Raw genomic sequence first — 14,873 nt, 5'->3', positions numbered from 1 at the left:
TAACCCCCGGGTATGGCCATGAACGTCGCTCACAAGCTGATCAGTTCACATCTGGAATCCGGGGAGATGTCGCCGGGAGAAGAGATCGCGATCCGCATCGATCAGACGCTGACCCAGGATGCGACCGGCACGCTGGTGATGCAGGAACTCGAGGCGCTCGGGCTGGATCGCGCCCGCACCGAGGTGAGCGTCCAGTACGTCGACCACAACCTGCTACAGGGCGACGAGAAGAACGCCGAGGATCACGAATACCTGCGCACCGCGGCGCAACGCTTCGGGCTGTGGTTCTCCAAACCGGGCAACGGAGTCTCGCACCCGACTCACATGCAGCGCTTCGGCATCCCCGGCAAGACGATGGTGGGCTCCGACTCCCACACTCCGGCGGCCGGATCGCTGGGCATGCTCGCGATCGGCGTCGGCGGCCTCGAGGTGGCGCTCGCGATTACCGGGCGGCCCCTGCACATCCGGATGCCCGAGGTATGGGGTGTGCGGCTCGACGGCGAGCTGCCCCAATGGTGTTCGGCCAAAGACGTGATCCTGGAGATGTTGCGCCGCCACGACGTCAAGGGCGGGGTGAACCGGATCATCGAGTATCACGGCCCCGGCCTGGCGACGCTGACGGCGATGGACCGCCACGTCATCGCCAACATGGGAGCCGAACTCGGCGCGACGACGACGGTGTTTCCCAGCGACGACGCCGTTCGCGAGTTTTTGCGCGCCGAGGAACGCGAGGACGACTGGATGGAGTTGCAGGCCGACGACGACGCGGGCTACGACGTCGAGGACACGATCGACCTGTCGCAGATCGAGCCGCTGATCGCCAAACCGTCGTCGCCGGGCAACGTGGTACCGGTTCGCGAGGTGGCCGGCGAGGAGATCGCCCAGGCGGTGATCGGTTCGAGCGCCAACCCCGGGCTGCGCGATTTCGCGATCGCGGCCGCGATGGTGGCGGGACGCCAGACGGCCCCGCAGGTCAGCTTCGACATCAACCCGACGTCGCGCGAGATCCTGGCCGATCTGACCAAGATGGGCGCGACGCTGGACTTGGTGGTGGCCGGGGCGCGCATCCACCAGGCGGGCTGCATGGGGTGCATCGGCATGGGCCAGGCGCCCGCGGTCGGTCGCAACTCGCTACGCACGATGCCCCGCAACTTCCCCGGCCGGTCTGGCACCAAGGAGGACGCGGTCTGGCTGTGCTCCCCCGAGACCGCGGCGGCATCGGCGCTGACGGGAGTGATCACCGATCCGCGGGACTGGGCCAAAGAGGAGCAGATGGAGTACCCGAAACTCGATCTGCCCGAGCACAACTCCGTCAACACCGCAATGCTGGTTCCTCCGCTCGACATCGAAGAGGCACAACGTGTCGAACCGGTGAAGGGGCCCAACATCTCCAGCCTGCCCGAGTTGTCGCCGCTGCCAGACGAACTCGAGGCTCCGGTGCTACTCAAGGTCGGCGACAACATCTCCACCGACGAGATCTCGCCGGCCGGCGTGCAGGCGCTTCCGCTTCGGTCCAACATCCCGAAGCTCGCAATGTTCAGCTTCACCCGGATCGACGACTCCTACCCCGAGCGGGCTCAACAGGCCGACGACAGCGGGCACGTCATCGTCGCCGGGGAGAACTACGGCCAAGGCTCCTCGCGCGAGCATGCCGCGATCGCACCGCGTTACCTCGGGTTGCGCGTTGTCATCGCCAAGTCCTTCGCGCGCATCCACTGGCAAAACCTGGCCAACTATGGAATTTTGGCGCTCGAGTTCGAAAACCCCGATGACTACGACTCGATCGACCAGGACGACACGCTGCGCTTCCAGAATCTGAACGCGATCGACAAAGACAATGTGCTGCAGGTCGACAATGCCGGCAAGGATTCATCATTCGCGGTGCGGCATCGACTCTCGCCACGACAGGTCAAGGACGTGTTGGCCGGCGGGCTGATCCCGCGACTCAACCAGGAGCAGGAGTGACGTCTACAGGTAGTCCGTCTGGTTCACCAACCGCACCGAAGACGCTCCGTCGGAATAGAACTCGGCGATGCTCAACGATGCCAGGTCGAGGTGCAGGCGGTACAGGATGCCGGGGCCGGCGTCCAGCGCCTCGCGGAGCAACATCTTGATCGGTGTCACGTGCGACACCACCAGCACCGTCGTGCCCTGCTGGGCGGCGACGATCCGGTCACGAAGCCGCGACACGCGCTCGGCCACCGCGTCGAAGCTCTCCCCGCCCGGGGGTGCGGTGCCGGTGTCGCGCAGCCAGCGACCATGCAGCTCGGGATCGCGCTCGGCCGCCTCGGCGAACGTCAGCCCCTCCCAGGAGCCGAAATCCGTCTCGATCAAGTCGTCGTCGACGGTCACGTCCAGGCCCAGTGCCTTGGCCGCCGCCGCCGCGGTGTCATAAGCCCGTTGCAGCGGCGAGGCGAACACCGCCGAAATCCCGCCCCGCTGCGCCAGATAGCGCGCAGCCGCGTCGGCCTGCCGCCGCCCCAGCTCGGTCAGCGCCGGGTTGCCGCGACCCGAATACCGGCGCTGCACCGACAACTCGGTCTGGCCGTGCCGCAGCAGCAGCAGTCGGGTCGGGGTGCCGCGCGCGCCGGTCCAGCCGGGCGCCGACGGGGCGGGTTCGGGTTTTGCCGCCGGGGCGGATTGTTGTGCCGGCTCGGGCTTTTGCGTCGCGTCGTCGACCTCGGCCGCGGCGTCCATCGCCTCGTTGGCCAACCGGTCGGCGTGCGTGTTGCGCTCCCGCGGAATCCACGAGTAGCTGATCCGCTCGAAGCGTCGCGCCCGGTTCCGGGCTTCGGCATGCAGCTCGACCAGGTCGGGGTGCTTGACCTTCCACCGACCCGACATCTGTTCCACCAGCAGCTTGGAATCCAGGTACACCGCGGCCTCGGTGGCGCCCAAATTCAGGGCGTCGTCCAAACCGGCTATCAGACCACGGTATTCGGCAACGTTGTTGGTTGCCCGGCCGATCGCCTGCTTGGCCTCCGCCAGCACGGTCGCTCGGTCCTGGGTCCATACCACCGCACCGTATCCGGCGGGCCCGGGGTTACCGCGTGACCCGCCGTCGGCCTCGATGACGACCTTCACTGGTCGAAACCCTTGACCCGCAACAGGATCGCGCCACATTCGGGGCAGCGCACCACATCGTCTTCGGCCGCCGCCGAGATGCGGGACAACTCGCCGCGGTCGATCTCGAGTCGGCAGGCCCCGCACCGGCGCCCGATCAGCTGTCCCGCGCCCGCGCCTCCCCCGGCGCGCTGGCGTTCGTACAGGGCGGCCAGCGCCGGATCCAGCTCGGCGCTCAGCGAGTCACGCCGCGAGGACTGCAGCTCGCGGGCCTCGCTGATCTCGGCGACCGCGGCGTCGAGAGCCTCGCGCGCGCCGGCCATCTCGGCCTCCAGTGACGTCAGCGTCTGCTGCTCACGGTCCAGCTCAGATTGCAGCTCCTCGCGACGTTCCATCACCTCCAGCAGCGAGTCCTCCAGGCTGGTTTGACGACGCTGCAGGGTCTCCAGCTCGTGCTGTAGATCCGACAGTTGCTTGGCGTCGGTCGCGCCCGACTGCAGCAGCGAGCGGTCGCGGTCTTCCCGCTTGCGCACCGCGTCGATCTCGGCCTCGAGCCGCGAGGCGTGGGCGTCGATGTCTTCCAAGGCGATGCGCAGCGTGGCCAGCCGGTCGCCCGCCGCTTCGACTTCCTTCTGCAACCGCTCGCAGGTCTCTTGTTCCGGCAGATGCGTGGCCCGGTGCGTGATCCGGGACAGCTCGGCATCCAATTTCGATAATTCCAGCAACGAACGCTGCTGTGCCACTTCGGCTTTCATGACCCGTCCCCCCCGGACTCGTTGTCAGCGTGCTCGACGTTCCACGGGTCGGTGCGAATCGAGCTCACTCGCACCGGGAGTTCCGCACCGAAACGCGACCGCAGCAACCCGGCGGCCTGTTCACACCAAGGGAATTCACTTGCCCAATGTGCCACATCGATCAGAGCCACATCGGAGGCGCGGCGATGTTCGTCGGCCGGATGGTGCCGCAGGTCGGCCGTGACATAGGCCTGCACACCGGCACCGGCCGCCGCGGCCAGCAACGAATCTCCGGCGCCACCGCAGACGGCGACCCGCGACACCGGCGTATCGGGGTCGCCCGCCGCTCGCACTCCCCAGGATGTCCGCGGCAACGCCGTCTGCACACGGGAGACGAAGTCGCGCAACGGTTCCGGGCGTGCCAGCGTCGCGATGCGGCCCAGCCCGGTGTCGCCGGGTGGGGGCACCAGCGCGAAGATGTCGAACGCGGGCTCCTCGTAGGGGTGGGCGGCGCGCATCGCCGCCAGCACCGCGGCCCGGGATCGCGCGGGCGCGACGACCTCGAACCGGTCTTCGGCCACCCGCTCGACCTTCCCGACGCTGCCCAGCGCGGGCGAGGCGCCTTCGTGCGGCAGGAACTGCCCGATGCCGCTGACGGTCCAGCTGCAGTGCGAATAGTCCCCGATGTGGCCGGCGCCGGCCGCAAACACCGCCTCCCGCACCGCTTCCGCGTTCTCGCCGGGCACGTAGACGACCCACTTGTCGAGGTCGGGCGCGCCCGTCGCCGGTTCGAGCACGGCCTCGACGGTCAGGCTCAGCGCCTCGGCCAGCGCATCGGAGACGCCCGGGCGAGCCGAATCGGCATTGGTGTGCGCGGTGAACAGAGAACGCCCCGTCTGGATCAACCGGTGCACCAGCGCGCCCTTGGGGGTGCTGGCCGCCACGGAGTCCACCCCGCGCAACAGCAGTGGGTGATGGGCCAACAGCAGGCTCGCCCGGGGAACCGCGTCGACGACGGCCGGCGTCGGGTCGACCGCGACGGTCACCGAGTGCAGCTCGTCGTCGGGGTCACCGCACACCAGCCCCACCGAATCCCACGATTCCGCGAGCCGCGGCGGGTAGGCCTCGTCGAGCACCGCGATGACCTCGGCCAGCTTCACGCTCACCGCTGCCCCCCGAGGTGTCCCGTCGCTTCCGAGATGGCTTGCACCAACCGCGGCCACTCGCTACGCACCGCCGCCCGCAGGTACCGCTCGTCCAAGCCGACGAACGTATCACAGCGGCGAACGGCAATTCCCCTGTCATGCAGACTTTTTCGGAGCCGGACCGCGTCCGGCGTGCGGAACAGCACGAACGGCGCCTGGCCGTCGACCACCTCGGCGCCCACCGACGCCAGGCCCGCCACCATCTGGGCGCGCAGCCGCGCCAATCGCGTCGCGCCGGCCGCCGCGGCGCTGACCGCCTGCCGACCGCAACACTGCGCGATGGCCGTCAGTTGCAGCGTGCCCACCGGCCAGTGCGCCCGCTGCACGGTCAGCCGCGCCAACACCTCGGGGGAACCGAGCGCGTAGCCCACCCGCAACCCGGCCAGTGCCCACGTCTTGGTCAGGCTGCGCAACACCAGCACGTCGGGCAGCGCGTCGCCGGCCAGCGACTGCGGCTCACCGGGAATCGAGTCGGCGAAGGCCTCGTCGACCACCAGGATCCGCCCGGGCCGGCGCAACGCCAGCAGTTGTTCGCGGGTGTGCAACACCGAGGTGGGGTTGGTCGGGTTACCCACCACGACGAGGTCGGCGTCGTCGGGGACGGCCGCACCGGCCAGGCCGAACGGCGGCTCCAGCACGACGTGGTGCACCGGCACCCCGGCCGCGGTCAGGGCGACGGCGGGCTCGGTGAACGCCGGCGCGATGATCGCCGCCCGGCGCGGACGCAGGTTGGCCAGCAGCGCGAAGGCCTCGGCCACGCCGGCCAGCGGCAGCACCTCGTCGCGGGTCCGGCCGTGCCGCTCGGCGGCCGCGTCCTGGGCCCGGTGGACGTCGTCGAGGCTCGGGTAGCGCGCCAGATCGGGCAGCCGCTCGGCCAGTCGTCGCAGCAGCCACTCCGGCGGGCGGCCGTGCCTGACGTTGACGGCGAAATCCAGCATCCCGGGCGCGACGGCCTGATCACCGTGGTAGCGCGCCGCAGGCGGGCTCAGGTTCAGACTCGCCATCCGTGAAACACTAGTGCGCCGGCCGGTCCGCCCGGCGATGCATCGGCAACACCGTCACACCCGGCCCCGCCCATCAAGGACAATGGTGAGGTGACAGGCACAAGGCCGGCCGAACGCGAGGCCCCCGGGGCGCAGCTGGTGATCTTCGATCTCGACGGCACGCTGACCGACTCCGCGGAGGGGATCGTCGCCAGCTTCCTGCATGCGCTCGACCACATCGGCGCCCCGGTGCCGCCCGGCGACCTCGTCGCGCAGATCGTCGGCCCGCCGATGGACGACACGTTCCGGGCGATGGAGCTCGGCGCCGACGCCGAGGAGGCCATCGCCGCGTTTCGCGCCGAATACGGCGCTCGGGGCTGGGCGATGAACGCGCTCTTCGACGGGATCGAGGCGCTGCTGGTGGATCTGCGCGCCGCCGGCGTCCGGCTGGCGGTCGCCACCTCGAAGCTGGAGCCCACGGCGCGGCGCATCCTCGCTCATTTCGGGCTCGACCAGCACTTCGAGGTCATCGCCGGCGCCAGCCCCGACGGTTCGCGCAAGACCAAGGTCGACGTGCTGGCCCATGCCCTGGCGCAGCTGCGGCCCCTGCCCGAGCGGGTGCGCATGGTCGGCGACCGCAGCCACGACGTGCACGGCGCGGCCGCGCACGGCATCGACACGGTGGTGGTCGGCTGGGGCTACGGCAAAGCCGATTTCCCCGACCGCGCAGCCGCGAGCGACGCCGCCGAATCCGGCGTGACGCACGCCTCGACCATCGACGAACTGCGGAGGGCACTGGGTGTCTAGTCGCGAGGCGCTGCACGTCACGTTCGTGTGCACCGGCAACATCTGCCGTTCGGTGATGGCCGAGAAGATGTTCGCCGACCAGCTGCGCCGGCGGGGCCTGGCCGACGCGGTGCGGGTGAGCAGCGCCGGCACCGGCAACTGGCATGTGGGCGAGCGCGCCGACGAGCGGGCGGCCGGCGTGCTGCGCGCCCACGGCTACGCGTGCGAGCACCGCGCCGCACAGGTCGACGCCGAGCACCTGGGCGCCGATCTGGTGGTGGCCCTGGACCGCAACCACGCCCGGATGCTGCGGCACCTGGGCGCGGACGAGGATCGCGTCCGGATGCTGCGGTCCTTCGACCCGCGCAGCGGCGCCCACACCCCCGACGTGGACGATCCCTACTACGGCGACACCGAAGACTTCGAACGCGTCTACGCCGTCATCGAGGCCGCGCTGCCCGGCCTGCACGACTGGGTCGACGAACGGCTCGCGCAGAACGGATCCCCTTGATGCGCCGGTTGCCCTTCCCGCTGCGCCCGGGCTGGATCGTGCTGGCGCTGGTGGTCCTCGCCTTCGCGTACCTGTGCTTCACGGTGCTCGCGCCCTGGCAGCTGGGCAAGCACAGCAGGACGTCGCAGGAGAACCGCCAGATCGAAGCTTCGCTGAACACCGCGCCGGTTCCGTTGAAAACGCTACTGCCGCAGCAGAATTCGGCGGCTCCCGGCGCGCAGTGGCGCCAGGTCACCGCAACCGGGCACTATCTGCCGGACGTGCAAGTGCTGGCCCGGTTGCGGGTGATCGACTCGAAGCCGGCGTTCGAGGTGCTGGCGCCGTTCGTCGTCGACGGCGGACCGACCGTCCTGGTCGACCGCGGCTATGTGCGTCCTTTGGAGGGGTCTCACGTCCCGCCGATACCCCGCCCGCCCGCGCAGACGGTGACCATCACGGCGCGGCTGCGCAACTCCGAGACCGCCGCGGCGAACAAGGATCCGTTCGTGGGCGACGGTGTGCAGCAGGTCTATTCGATCGACACCGAACAGGTCGCCGTGCTGACCAAGACCCCACTGGCCGGGTCCTACCTGCAACTGATCGACGGTCAGCCCGGTGGGCTCGGCGTGGTAGGCGTGCCGCAGCTGGACGCGGGCCCGTTCCTGTCCTACGGCATCCAGTGGATCGCGTTCGGCATCCTCGCACCCATCGGCTTGGGCTACTTCGCCTACTCGGAGATCCGCGCCCGGCGACAGGAGAAACAACCCCGGCCGGCGCCCGAGGCAGCGCCCACCCCCGAAGCGACCCAGGCGCCCGAGGCGCCGCAGTCCGTCGAGGCCAAACTCGCCGACCGCTACGGCCGCCGGCGGTAACCCGACAGATACGTCAACAGTCCGGCCAACACCGCGGCACCCGCTTGCACCAGCGACGACAGCGTCACGGCGCGCCGCAGGTCGGCCACCGTCGGCTCGCGGCCATCGCCGAGCGTGGGCCGGATCTGCAGTCCGTGCTGGTAGTGCGTGGGACCGCCCAGGCGCACGCCCAGCGCCCCGGCGAAGGCGGCCTCGACGACGCCGGCGTTGGGGCTGGGGTGACGGGCGGCATCGCGGCGCCAGGCCCGGGCCGCGCCCGCCGGTGATCCCCCGACCACCGGCGCCAGCAGCACCGTCAGCGACGCGGTCACCCGCGCGGCGAGGAAGTTGGCGGTGTCATCCAATCTCGCCGCGGCCCAACCGAACCGGAGATACCGCGGCGAGCGATAGCCGACCATCGAGTCCAGGGTGTTGATGCCGCGATATACCAGGACCGCGGGCAAGCCGCCGACCGCCGCGAACAGCAGCGGTGCCACTTGGGCGTCGGAGGTGTTCTCGGCGATCGATTCCAGCGACGCACGGGTCAGGCCCGCGCCGTTCAGCGACGCCGGGTCACGCCCGCACAACGACGGCAGCAGCGCACGCGCGGCCTCGACGTCGCCATGTCCCAGCCGCTCCGACATGTCCAGTCCGGTGCGGGCCAACGAGGTGCCACCCAGCGAGACCCAGGTGGCCGCGGCCGTCGCCGCGATCGGCCACACCCGGGCGCTCCGCGCGGCGGCCTGCTGCATCGCCAGGCCGAGCACGCCCACCGCCCCGATCAGCGCCCCGACATGGACCGCGCCGGCGATCCGGCTGTCGCGATAGGTCACCTTCTCCAGCGCGGCGGCGGTACGGCCGAACAGCGCGACGGGATGGCCCCGTCGCGGGTCGCCCAGCGCGCGGTCGGCCAAATAGCCGATCGCCACGCCCGCGACTCGAGCCTGCCTCGCAACCACCTCGGCAGCGTCTCACACCCTCGCGCCCCGCCTCGGCTAGGTGCTGACCGCCCAGGCGCGCCCATTATCAGGCGGATATAACGTCAGATCATTGATCGTGCCGATCCGGCGATGGTCTACTCGAAGGCATGAGGCCCAGCAGGCGAGGTCGGCGGTGAAGCGGCCCGCGACCCGCGTCGCCGACCTGCTGAACCCGGCGGCGTTGTTGTTGCCCGCCGCGAACGTCATCATGCAGTTGTCGTTGCCCGGCGTCGGCTATGGCGTGCTGGAAAGCCCGGTGGACAGCGGCAACGTCTACAAGCATCCCTTCAAGCGGGCCCGCACCACCGGCACCTATCTGGCGGTCGCGGCCATCGGGACCGAGTCCGACCGGGCGATGATCCGCGCCGCCGTCGACGGCGCGCACCGGCAAGTGCGATCGACGTCGTCAAGTCCGGTGTCCTACAACGCATTCGACCCGAAGCTGCAGCTGTGGGTGGCGGCCTGCCTGTACCGGTACTTCGTTGAGCAACACGAGTTCCTGTACGGCCCGCTGGACGACGCGACCGCCGACGCCGTCTATCAAGACGGCAAGCGGCTAGGCACCACGTTGCAGGTGCCCGAGAGCATGTGGCCGCCAGACCGGGCCGCCTTTGATGCGTACTGGAAGCGTTCGCTCGAAGAACTGCGCATCGACCCCCCGGTGCGCGAACATCTGCACGGGGTGGCTGCCATGGCGTTTCTGCCCTGGCCCTTGCGGGTGCTGGGGGGGCCGCTCAACCTGTTCGCGACGACTGGCTTTTTGGCTCCGCAGTTTCGGGCGATGATGCAGCTGGACTGGTCGCCGCGCCAGCAGCGCCGGTTCGAATGGCTGCTTTCGGCGCTGCGGCTGGCCGACCTGTTCATCCTCCATGACGCCTGGATCCTCCTGTATCGAATCTACCTGTGGGACATGCGGTTTCGCGCCCGGCGCGGCTGGCGGATCGTCTAGCGGGCACAGGGTCGTTTCGAGGGGAAAATCTTCCTCGTCAATAGGCGAGCCCGTACCGCGCAAAGCGGACTAGCGTGGCAAGGCATGACGTTTCCACCGCTCAACCACGTCGCGGTCACGGTGCGCGACATCGACATCAGCGGCCCGTGGTATCGCAACCTGCTCGGCGCCGACCCGATCCTCGACGAACACACCGATGCCGGATTTCACCATCAGGTGTGGATGCTCGACGGGGGCACGATATTCGGCATCCATCAGCACGACCGCGAGGCACCCGACGAAAAGTTCAGCGAACATCGCGTCGGTCTCGACCATGTCGGCTTCGGTTGCGCCAGCCGCGCCGAGCTGGAGAACTGGGTCACCCGGCTGGGTGAACTGGGCATCGAGCACGGCGGCATCGTGGATGCGCCGTACGGCTCCGGGCTGAGTTTCCGCGACCCCGACGGCATCGCCCTGGAGTTGTTCGCCCCACCCGGCTGATCGTCAGCGCACCGTCGCGAAGAACGCGCGCACGTCCTCGACGAACAGCTCCGGTTGTTCGAACGCAGCGAAATGCCCGCCCCGCGGCATGTCCGTCCAGTGGGTGATGTTGTAGACCGGCTCGCACCAGCTACGAGGCGCCTTGAGCAGCTCACCGGGGAAAGCCGCGACGCCCGTTGGCAATTCGACGCGATCCCCGCCGCCCCAGACCGCAAAGCTCTCCCAGTACAGGCGGGCCGAGGACGCGGCGGTGTTGGTCACCCAGTACACCATCACATTGTCGAGCAGCTCGTCGCGGCTGACCGCGTTCTCGGGATGCCCGTCGCAATCGGCCCAGTCCCAGAACTTTTCGACGATCCAGGCCAGCTGCCCCACAGGCGAATCAGCCAAGCCGTAGCCCAGTGTCTGCGGCCGGGTGGACTGTTGCTTGGAATAGCCGGTGCCCCACTTGCGGTGGTTGGCCAACCCAGCGAGCGCCCGTTGCTCCTCGTCGGTCGGGTTGGTCAGCGAGTCCTTGGTGGGCCGGCCGACCGGCATGTTCAGGTGGATCGCCAGGCAGTGGCCTCCCCTGTGGCTACTGTTGCGGCCGATCTGTGTCGTGACGGCGGCGCCCCAGTCGCCGCCCTGGGCGCCGTAGCGGTCGTACCCCAAGCGCAGCATGAGCGTTTCCCACGCCTCGGCAATCTTTTCCACGCCCCAGCCGGTCTCGGTGGGTTTTCCGGAGAACCCATATCCCGGAAGCGATGGACATACCACGTGGAAGGCGTCCTCGGCGCGGCCCGACGCGGGATTGGTCAACGGCTCGATCACCTTGTGGAACTCCACGATCGAACCCGGCCAGCCGTGCGTGATCACGAGCGGGAAGGCGTCGGCGTGCGGCGACCGCTGATGGATGAAATGGATGTCCAGGCCGTCGATTTCGGTGGTGAACTGATCGAAACGGTTGAGCGCGGCCTCCCGCGCTCGCCAATCGTAGTGGTTGGCCCAGTAGTCGGCCAGCTCGCGGGTGTAGGCCAACGGCACGCCCTGGCTCCAGTCGTCCACGCATTCGGCCTCCGGCCAACGCGTACGGGCCAGCCGCGATCGCAGATCGTCGAGAACGTCGTCAGGAACCTCGATGCGGAACGGTTTCACGCGTTCATAGTGCCTGCGGCCGCGTGACCGGCGGCACGCACCCCGGCGCCGTCAGAGCGCTCGCAGGCCGCTGAGGGTCCGGCCGATCAGTTCACGTCGTTCGTCGATCGACATCGAGTCACCGAGGGGTGCGTGCACCCTCAGATAGCCCTGTGTCACCAGTTCGCCGACCAGGAACCGCGTCGCACCGAGCGGCAGGGACAGCCGAGCGGCGATCTCTGCGACCGAGGGACTCTGCACGCAATAGGTCAGGATCTGGCCCCGCACATCGTTTCTCGGCCAGCGCGGCGGCTTCGCTGTGGTGTCGAGCGCTTCGACCGGAGCCTCGAGTGCGAGTTCGACACCGGCGTCGGTGCGGCCTCCCGTCAGCGCGTACGGCCGGACCAGGCTCGGCTCGTTCGCGGTCTCTGATTCCGTGCCTTTGTCCTCCGACTGCCGAGGCGCGTCGGAATGCTTCCCCCCGGCATGCGGCGAACTATGGGCACCCATGTGGTGCTGCAGGAACCACAAGGTCTGGTCGGCATGCACCGATGCCCGCAGCTCGCTGGAGACCACCTTGAGCACGGTCCGATCGGTGTCGATGACGAACGTGGTCCGTCTGACCGGGAGCAACCGGGCCAGCAGGCCACGGCGCCGGGTGTGCCGGCCGCGCCGGGCCTCGTCACGCGCGGCGACGGATCTACGCAGCTTGGCGAACCTGCCTCGGCGCACCCCGAACAGCTCGGACACCACGCCGTCCGCGTCGGAGAGCAGCGGATAGTCGAACGAGCGCTGTTGGGCGAAGTGGGCCTGCCTGTCGACGGTGTCGGTGCTGATACCCACCCGCTGGGCGCCCACCGTCACGAATTCGTTGCTGAGGTCCCGAAAATGACAGGCCTGGGCCGTACAGATCGGTGATGATGCGAGTGGGAAGAAGAACAGCACAACCGGCCCTTCGGCAAGGAGCGCGGACAGCGCCCGGGGCCGACCGGTGTGATCAAACAAAGTGAAGTCAGGCGCCTTCTCGCCCGCGATCATCGGCAAAGACTAACGCCGGGGCGCTTTGCGCGAAGCACACTCGGATAATTCGGTCTGTCAACCGGAGGTTGCCGATTGTTACAAATTGTTTCGTCGGCCACGAACCGCCCAGCGCATCTGGGACGATTTCGAATTTATGAAGCTCGTTCTGATGATTTCCGGCGTGGCGGCCGTCATTGGCTTGGCGGTGCCCGCGCACGCCGATGACACCGACGACGCGTTCCTCGCGTCGCTCAATTCGGCCGGCTTCACCTATAACGATCCGGCGCAGGTCATCCAGGCCGCCCACTATGTGTGCTCGGCGGCTGGGGGCGGCACGGCGATGGCGGATATCGCCAAGGCGATGACGTCGAAGGCGGCCGCACTGACCGAAGAGAAAGCGGAGAAATTCACCGCGATCGCGGCCAGCGCCTACTGTCCGGACGCGATCTCGTCGACCACCACGACGACGGCCGCCAGTTCGTAAGCGAGCGATTCGGCGCGGTCACGCCGCCGCGCGCAAATGTCGGTGGGCGCGGACGGTATCGAACCGCCGACCGCTGGTGTGTAAAACCAGAGCTCTACCACTGAGCTACGCGCCCGTTGCCCCGGGCAGGCTACCCGTCCGAAGGCCAAGTTCCCAAAATTTCCAGCCCCGCTCAGCCCCGCAGTGCGGCCAGGGCATCGGTCCAGAGCCGCTGATCGCGGGACTCGCCGGGCTGTTTCATCTCGGCGAAGCGGATGATCCCGGACCGATCGACGACGAACGTCCCGCGGTTGGAGTAACCGGCGTCCTCGTTGAACACGCCATAGCTCTGGCTGACCGCGCCATGGGGCCAGAAGTCCGACAACACCGGGAAGGTGAAACCGCTGTCCAGCGACCAGACCCGGTGGGTCGGCGGAGGTCCCACCGAGATCGCCAGCGCCGCGCTGTCGTCGTTTTCGAAATCGGGCAGGTGGTCGCGCAACAGGTCCAGCTCGCCCTGGCAAATCCCGGTGAATGCCAGCGGGAAGAACACCAGCAGTACGTTCTTGGCGTCCCGATAGGAGCTCAGCGTGACGCGTTGTTGATTCTGGTCGCGCAAGGTGAAATCCGGGGCGGCTGTGCCGACGGGCAGCATCAACGCTTCCCGGCACGGGATTTGGGCTGCACCAGCCGGCTGGCGCTCCAGTCCCCCAGGTTGACCGACGAGGTCGGCATCAAACCGGCGGTGGGCGCGGCCTCAGCGATTTCGGCCGGCAACACATGCCCGGGCTTGCCGGTTTTGGGCGTCAGCACCCAGATCACGCCGTCCTCGGCCAGCGGGCCGATCGCATCCATCAGGGTGTCCACCAGGTCGCCGTCACCGTCTCGCCACCACAGCAGAACGACGTCGACTACCTCGTCGGTGTCTTCGTCGAGCAAGTCGCTGCCGCAGGCCTCCTCGACCGCGGCGCGGATCTCGTCATCGGTGTCTTCATCCCAGCCCCACTCCTGGACAACTTGGTCGGGTTGGATGCCCAATTTGCGAGCGTAGCTCGGGGCGTGATCCGCCGCGACCACCGTGGAGCCTCCTTAATGTCCGCACGCGATGCGATTGAGGATTATCGTCGCACAGCCAGAACCCGGTCCATACTTCCGCACCATCACGTTGCCAGACACAGTTTCACCGCGTTCTTCTTCGTGTCGTTGAGCTGGTCGACCCGTTTGTTGAATTCGCCGGTTCCCGCGTGCGTCCCGATGGCGTTGGCCACCGCGCGCGCGGCGTCGATGTAGGCGTTGAAGGCGTCCTTTATCTGCTGCGACATCGCATCGCTGAAGCTATTGCCCACCGTGGTGGCGCTGTCGTTGAGGGCGTCGATGGCCGGGCCTTCGGTCGGGCCGGTGCCGCGGCCGGCGTTGAACGCCTTCACGAACTCGTTGGTCTTGTCGATCGCGTTCTTGCTGGTGGTGATCAGCGTGGCGCAGGCGGTGCGCACGGCCTTGGTGGTCAGCGATTGCTGCCGCTGTGACTCCCGCACGCTCGAGGTCACCGACGACGCCGACACCGACGCGGACACCGACTGCCGGTAGGCCGGCGCCACCTTGGTGTCGGGCGTGGCCGTGCCGTTGGTGACGGAGGTGCACCCGACGATGCCCATCAGGGCCACGGCCACACATCCCAGCGCCAAGGCCCCGCGCTGGGGCAAAGCCTTCACCTGCGTCTGAGGGACGGCACCCCACCGGATGAGCACACGGCTGA

At 68.6% G+C, this 14,873-nt stretch carries 17 protein-coding genes and 1 tRNA gene; 7 read left to right on the top strand and 11 right to left on the bottom strand.

Going from position 1 to position 14,873, the window contains the following annotated elements; translation table 11 throughout:
- Nucleotides 1–12 precede the first annotated feature (12 nt).
- A complete protein-coding gene (locus AC5Y30_RS02080; protein ID WP_499915869.1) occupies nucleotides 13–1,965 on the top strand; it encodes an aconitate hydratase in 1,953 nt (650 codons plus the stop codon).
- Nucleotides 1,966–1,968: 3 nt separating this feature from the next.
- Here AC5Y30_RS02080 and AC5Y30_RS02075 read toward each other — a convergent pair whose 3' ends face one another.
- Genes AC5Y30_RS02075 through cobC form a run of 4 tightly spaced genes read right to left on the bottom strand, consistent with a single transcriptional unit; the run spans nucleotide 1,969 to nucleotide 6,006 of the window.
- Entirely contained in the window at nucleotides 1,969–3,084 is a 1,116-nt protein-coding gene (locus AC5Y30_RS02075) for a bifunctional RNase H/acid phosphatase (protein ID WP_499915868.1), read from the bottom strand.
- Nucleotides 3,081–3,818 carry a zinc ribbon domain-containing protein gene (locus AC5Y30_RS02070; RefSeq protein WP_499915866.1) on the bottom strand — a complete coding sequence of 246 codons (738 nt, stop codon included), beginning with the start codon at nucleotides 3,816–3,818 and terminating at the stop codon, nucleotides 3,081–3,083. The genes AC5Y30_RS02075 and AC5Y30_RS02070 overlap by 4 nt, the downstream gene beginning before the upstream one ends.
- A complete protein-coding gene (locus tag AC5Y30_RS02065) occupies nucleotides 3,815–4,963 on the bottom strand; it encodes a Nif3-like dinuclear metal center hexameric protein (protein ID WP_499915864.1) in 1,149 nt (382 codons plus the stop codon). The genes AC5Y30_RS02070 and AC5Y30_RS02065 overlap by 4 nt, the downstream gene beginning before the upstream one ends.
- Complete coding sequence (cobC, locus tag AC5Y30_RS02060; RefSeq protein ID WP_499915862.1) at nucleotides 4,960–6,006, bottom strand: Rv2231c family histidinol phosphate aminotransferase CobC; 1,047 nt, start codon at nucleotides 6,004–6,006, stop codon at nucleotides 4,960–4,962. The genes AC5Y30_RS02065 and cobC overlap by 4 nt, the downstream gene beginning before the upstream one ends.
- Before the next feature lie 90 nt (nucleotides 6,007–6,096).
- Here cobC and AC5Y30_RS02055 point away from each other — a divergent pair, with 90 nt between their 5' ends.
- From AC5Y30_RS02055 to AC5Y30_RS02045, 3 genes are read left to right on the top strand one after another with little or no spacing between them, the layout of a single operon-like run.
- Entirely contained in the window at nucleotides 6,097–6,792 is a 696-nt protein-coding gene (locus tag AC5Y30_RS02055) for an HAD-IA family hydrolase (protein WP_499915860.1), read from the top strand.
- Nucleotides 6,785–7,282 carry a low molecular weight protein-tyrosine-phosphatase gene (locus AC5Y30_RS02050; RefSeq protein WP_499915858.1) on the top strand — a complete coding sequence of 166 codons (498 nt, stop codon included), beginning with the start codon at nucleotides 6,785–6,787 and terminating at the stop codon, nucleotides 7,280–7,282. The genes AC5Y30_RS02055 and AC5Y30_RS02050 overlap by 8 nt, the downstream gene beginning before the upstream one ends.
- Nucleotides 7,282–8,133, top strand: a complete 852-nt coding sequence (locus AC5Y30_RS02045) for an SURF1 family cytochrome oxidase biogenesis protein (protein WP_499915856.1) — start codon at nucleotides 7,282–7,284, stop codon at nucleotides 8,131–8,133. The genes AC5Y30_RS02050 and AC5Y30_RS02045 overlap by 1 nt, the downstream gene beginning before the upstream one ends.
- Here the strand turns inward: AC5Y30_RS02045 and AC5Y30_RS02040 are convergent.
- Nucleotides 8,115–9,071, bottom strand: coding sequence for a cobalamin biosynthesis protein (locus AC5Y30_RS02040; RefSeq protein WP_499915854.1), 957 nt, complete (start codon nucleotides 9,069–9,071; stop codon nucleotides 8,115–8,117). The genes AC5Y30_RS02045 and AC5Y30_RS02040 overlap by 19 nt on opposite strands.
- Before the next feature lie 154 nt (nucleotides 9,072–9,225).
- Between AC5Y30_RS02040 and AC5Y30_RS02035 the strand changes: the two genes are divergently transcribed.
- A complete protein-coding gene (locus AC5Y30_RS02035; protein WP_499915853.1) occupies nucleotides 9,226–10,041 on the top strand; it encodes an oxygenase MpaB family protein in 816 nt (271 codons plus the stop codon).
- A gap of 84 nt (nucleotides 10,042–10,125) precedes the next feature.
- Nucleotides 10,126–10,521, top strand: coding sequence for a VOC family protein (locus AC5Y30_RS02030; RefSeq protein WP_499915851.1), 396 nt, complete (start codon nucleotides 10,126–10,128; stop codon nucleotides 10,519–10,521).
- 3 nt (nucleotides 10,522–10,524) lie between these two features.
- On the opposite strand, the gene AC5Y30_RS02025 is transcribed toward AC5Y30_RS02030, so the two are convergent.
- Nucleotides 10,525–11,655 (bottom strand): epoxide hydrolase family protein, encoded by a 1,131-nt coding sequence (locus AC5Y30_RS02025; RefSeq protein WP_499915849.1) that lies wholly within the window; start codon nucleotides 11,653–11,655, stop codon nucleotides 10,525–10,527.
- A 51-nt stretch (nucleotides 11,656–11,706) separates the two neighbouring features.
- Nucleotides 11,707–12,672 carry a redoxin domain-containing protein gene (locus AC5Y30_RS02020; RefSeq protein WP_499915847.1) on the bottom strand — a complete coding sequence of 322 codons (966 nt, stop codon included), beginning with the start codon at nucleotides 12,670–12,672 and terminating at the stop codon, nucleotides 11,707–11,709.
- A gap of 163 nt (nucleotides 12,673–12,835) precedes the next feature.
- Between AC5Y30_RS02020 and AC5Y30_RS02015 the strand changes: the two genes are divergently transcribed.
- A complete protein-coding gene (locus tag AC5Y30_RS02015; protein ID WP_499915845.1) occupies nucleotides 12,836–13,138 on the top strand; it encodes a DUF732 domain-containing protein in 303 nt (100 codons plus the stop codon).
- Nucleotides 13,139–13,181: 43 nt separating this feature from the next.
- On the opposite strand, the gene AC5Y30_RS02010 is transcribed toward AC5Y30_RS02015, so the two are convergent.
- The 4 genes from AC5Y30_RS02010 to AC5Y30_RS01995 form a co-directional block, all read right to left on the bottom strand.
- A tRNA-Val gene (locus AC5Y30_RS02010) sits at nucleotides 13,182–13,253 on the bottom strand.
- Between the two features lie 57 nt (nucleotides 13,254–13,310).
- Nucleotides 13,311–13,772, bottom strand: coding sequence for a peroxiredoxin (locus AC5Y30_RS02005; protein ID WP_499915843.1), 462 nt, complete (start codon nucleotides 13,770–13,772; stop codon nucleotides 13,311–13,313).
- On the bottom strand, nucleotides 13,772–14,194 hold the full coding sequence (locus AC5Y30_RS02000; protein ID WP_499915841.1) for a DUF3052 domain-containing protein: 423 nt from the start codon (nucleotides 14,192–14,194) through the stop codon (nucleotides 13,772–13,774). The genes AC5Y30_RS02005 and AC5Y30_RS02000 overlap by 1 nt, the downstream gene beginning before the upstream one ends.
- Before the next feature lie 83 nt (nucleotides 14,195–14,277).
- On the bottom strand, nucleotides 14,278–14,865 hold the full coding sequence (locus AC5Y30_RS01995; protein ID WP_499915839.1) for an Rv2240c family protein: 588 nt from the start codon (nucleotides 14,863–14,865) through the stop codon (nucleotides 14,278–14,280).
- Nucleotides 14,866–14,873 lie beyond the last annotated feature (8 nt).

This window comes from Mycobacterium sp. NGS27 (assembly GCF_059813005.1).
This window is presented reverse-complemented; position numbering and strand designations above follow the sequence as displayed.

What these genes read in the sequence shown, in the direction of transcription:
- AC5Y30_RS02080 (WP_499915869.1), top strand. Translation starts at nt 13, where the DNA reads ATGGCCATGAACGTCGCTCACAAGCTGATCAGTTCACATCTGGAATCC.
- AC5Y30_RS02070 (WP_499915866.1), bottom strand. Translation starts at nt 3,818, where the DNA reads ATGAAAGCCGAAGTGGCACAGCAGCGTTCGTTGCTGGAATTATCGAAA.
- cobC (WP_499915862.1), bottom strand. Translation starts at nt 6,006, where the DNA reads ATGGCGAGTCTGAACCTGAGCCCGCCTGCGGCGCGCTACCACGGTGAT.
- AC5Y30_RS02045 (WP_499915856.1), top strand. Translation starts at nt 7,282, where the DNA reads ATGCGCCGGTTGCCCTTCCCGCTGCGCCCGGGCTGGATCGTGCTGGCG.
- AC5Y30_RS02030 (WP_499915851.1), top strand. Translation starts at nt 10,126, where the DNA reads ATGACGTTTCCACCGCTCAACCACGTCGCGGTCACGGTGCGCGACATC.
- AC5Y30_RS02020 (WP_499915847.1), bottom strand. Translation starts at nt 12,672, where the DNA reads ATGATCGCGGGCGAGAAGGCGCCTGACTTCACTTTGTTTGATCACACC.
- AC5Y30_RS02005 (WP_499915843.1), bottom strand. Translation starts at nt 13,772, where the DNA reads ATGCTGCCCGTCGGCACAGCCGCCCCGGATTTCACCTTGCGCGACCAG.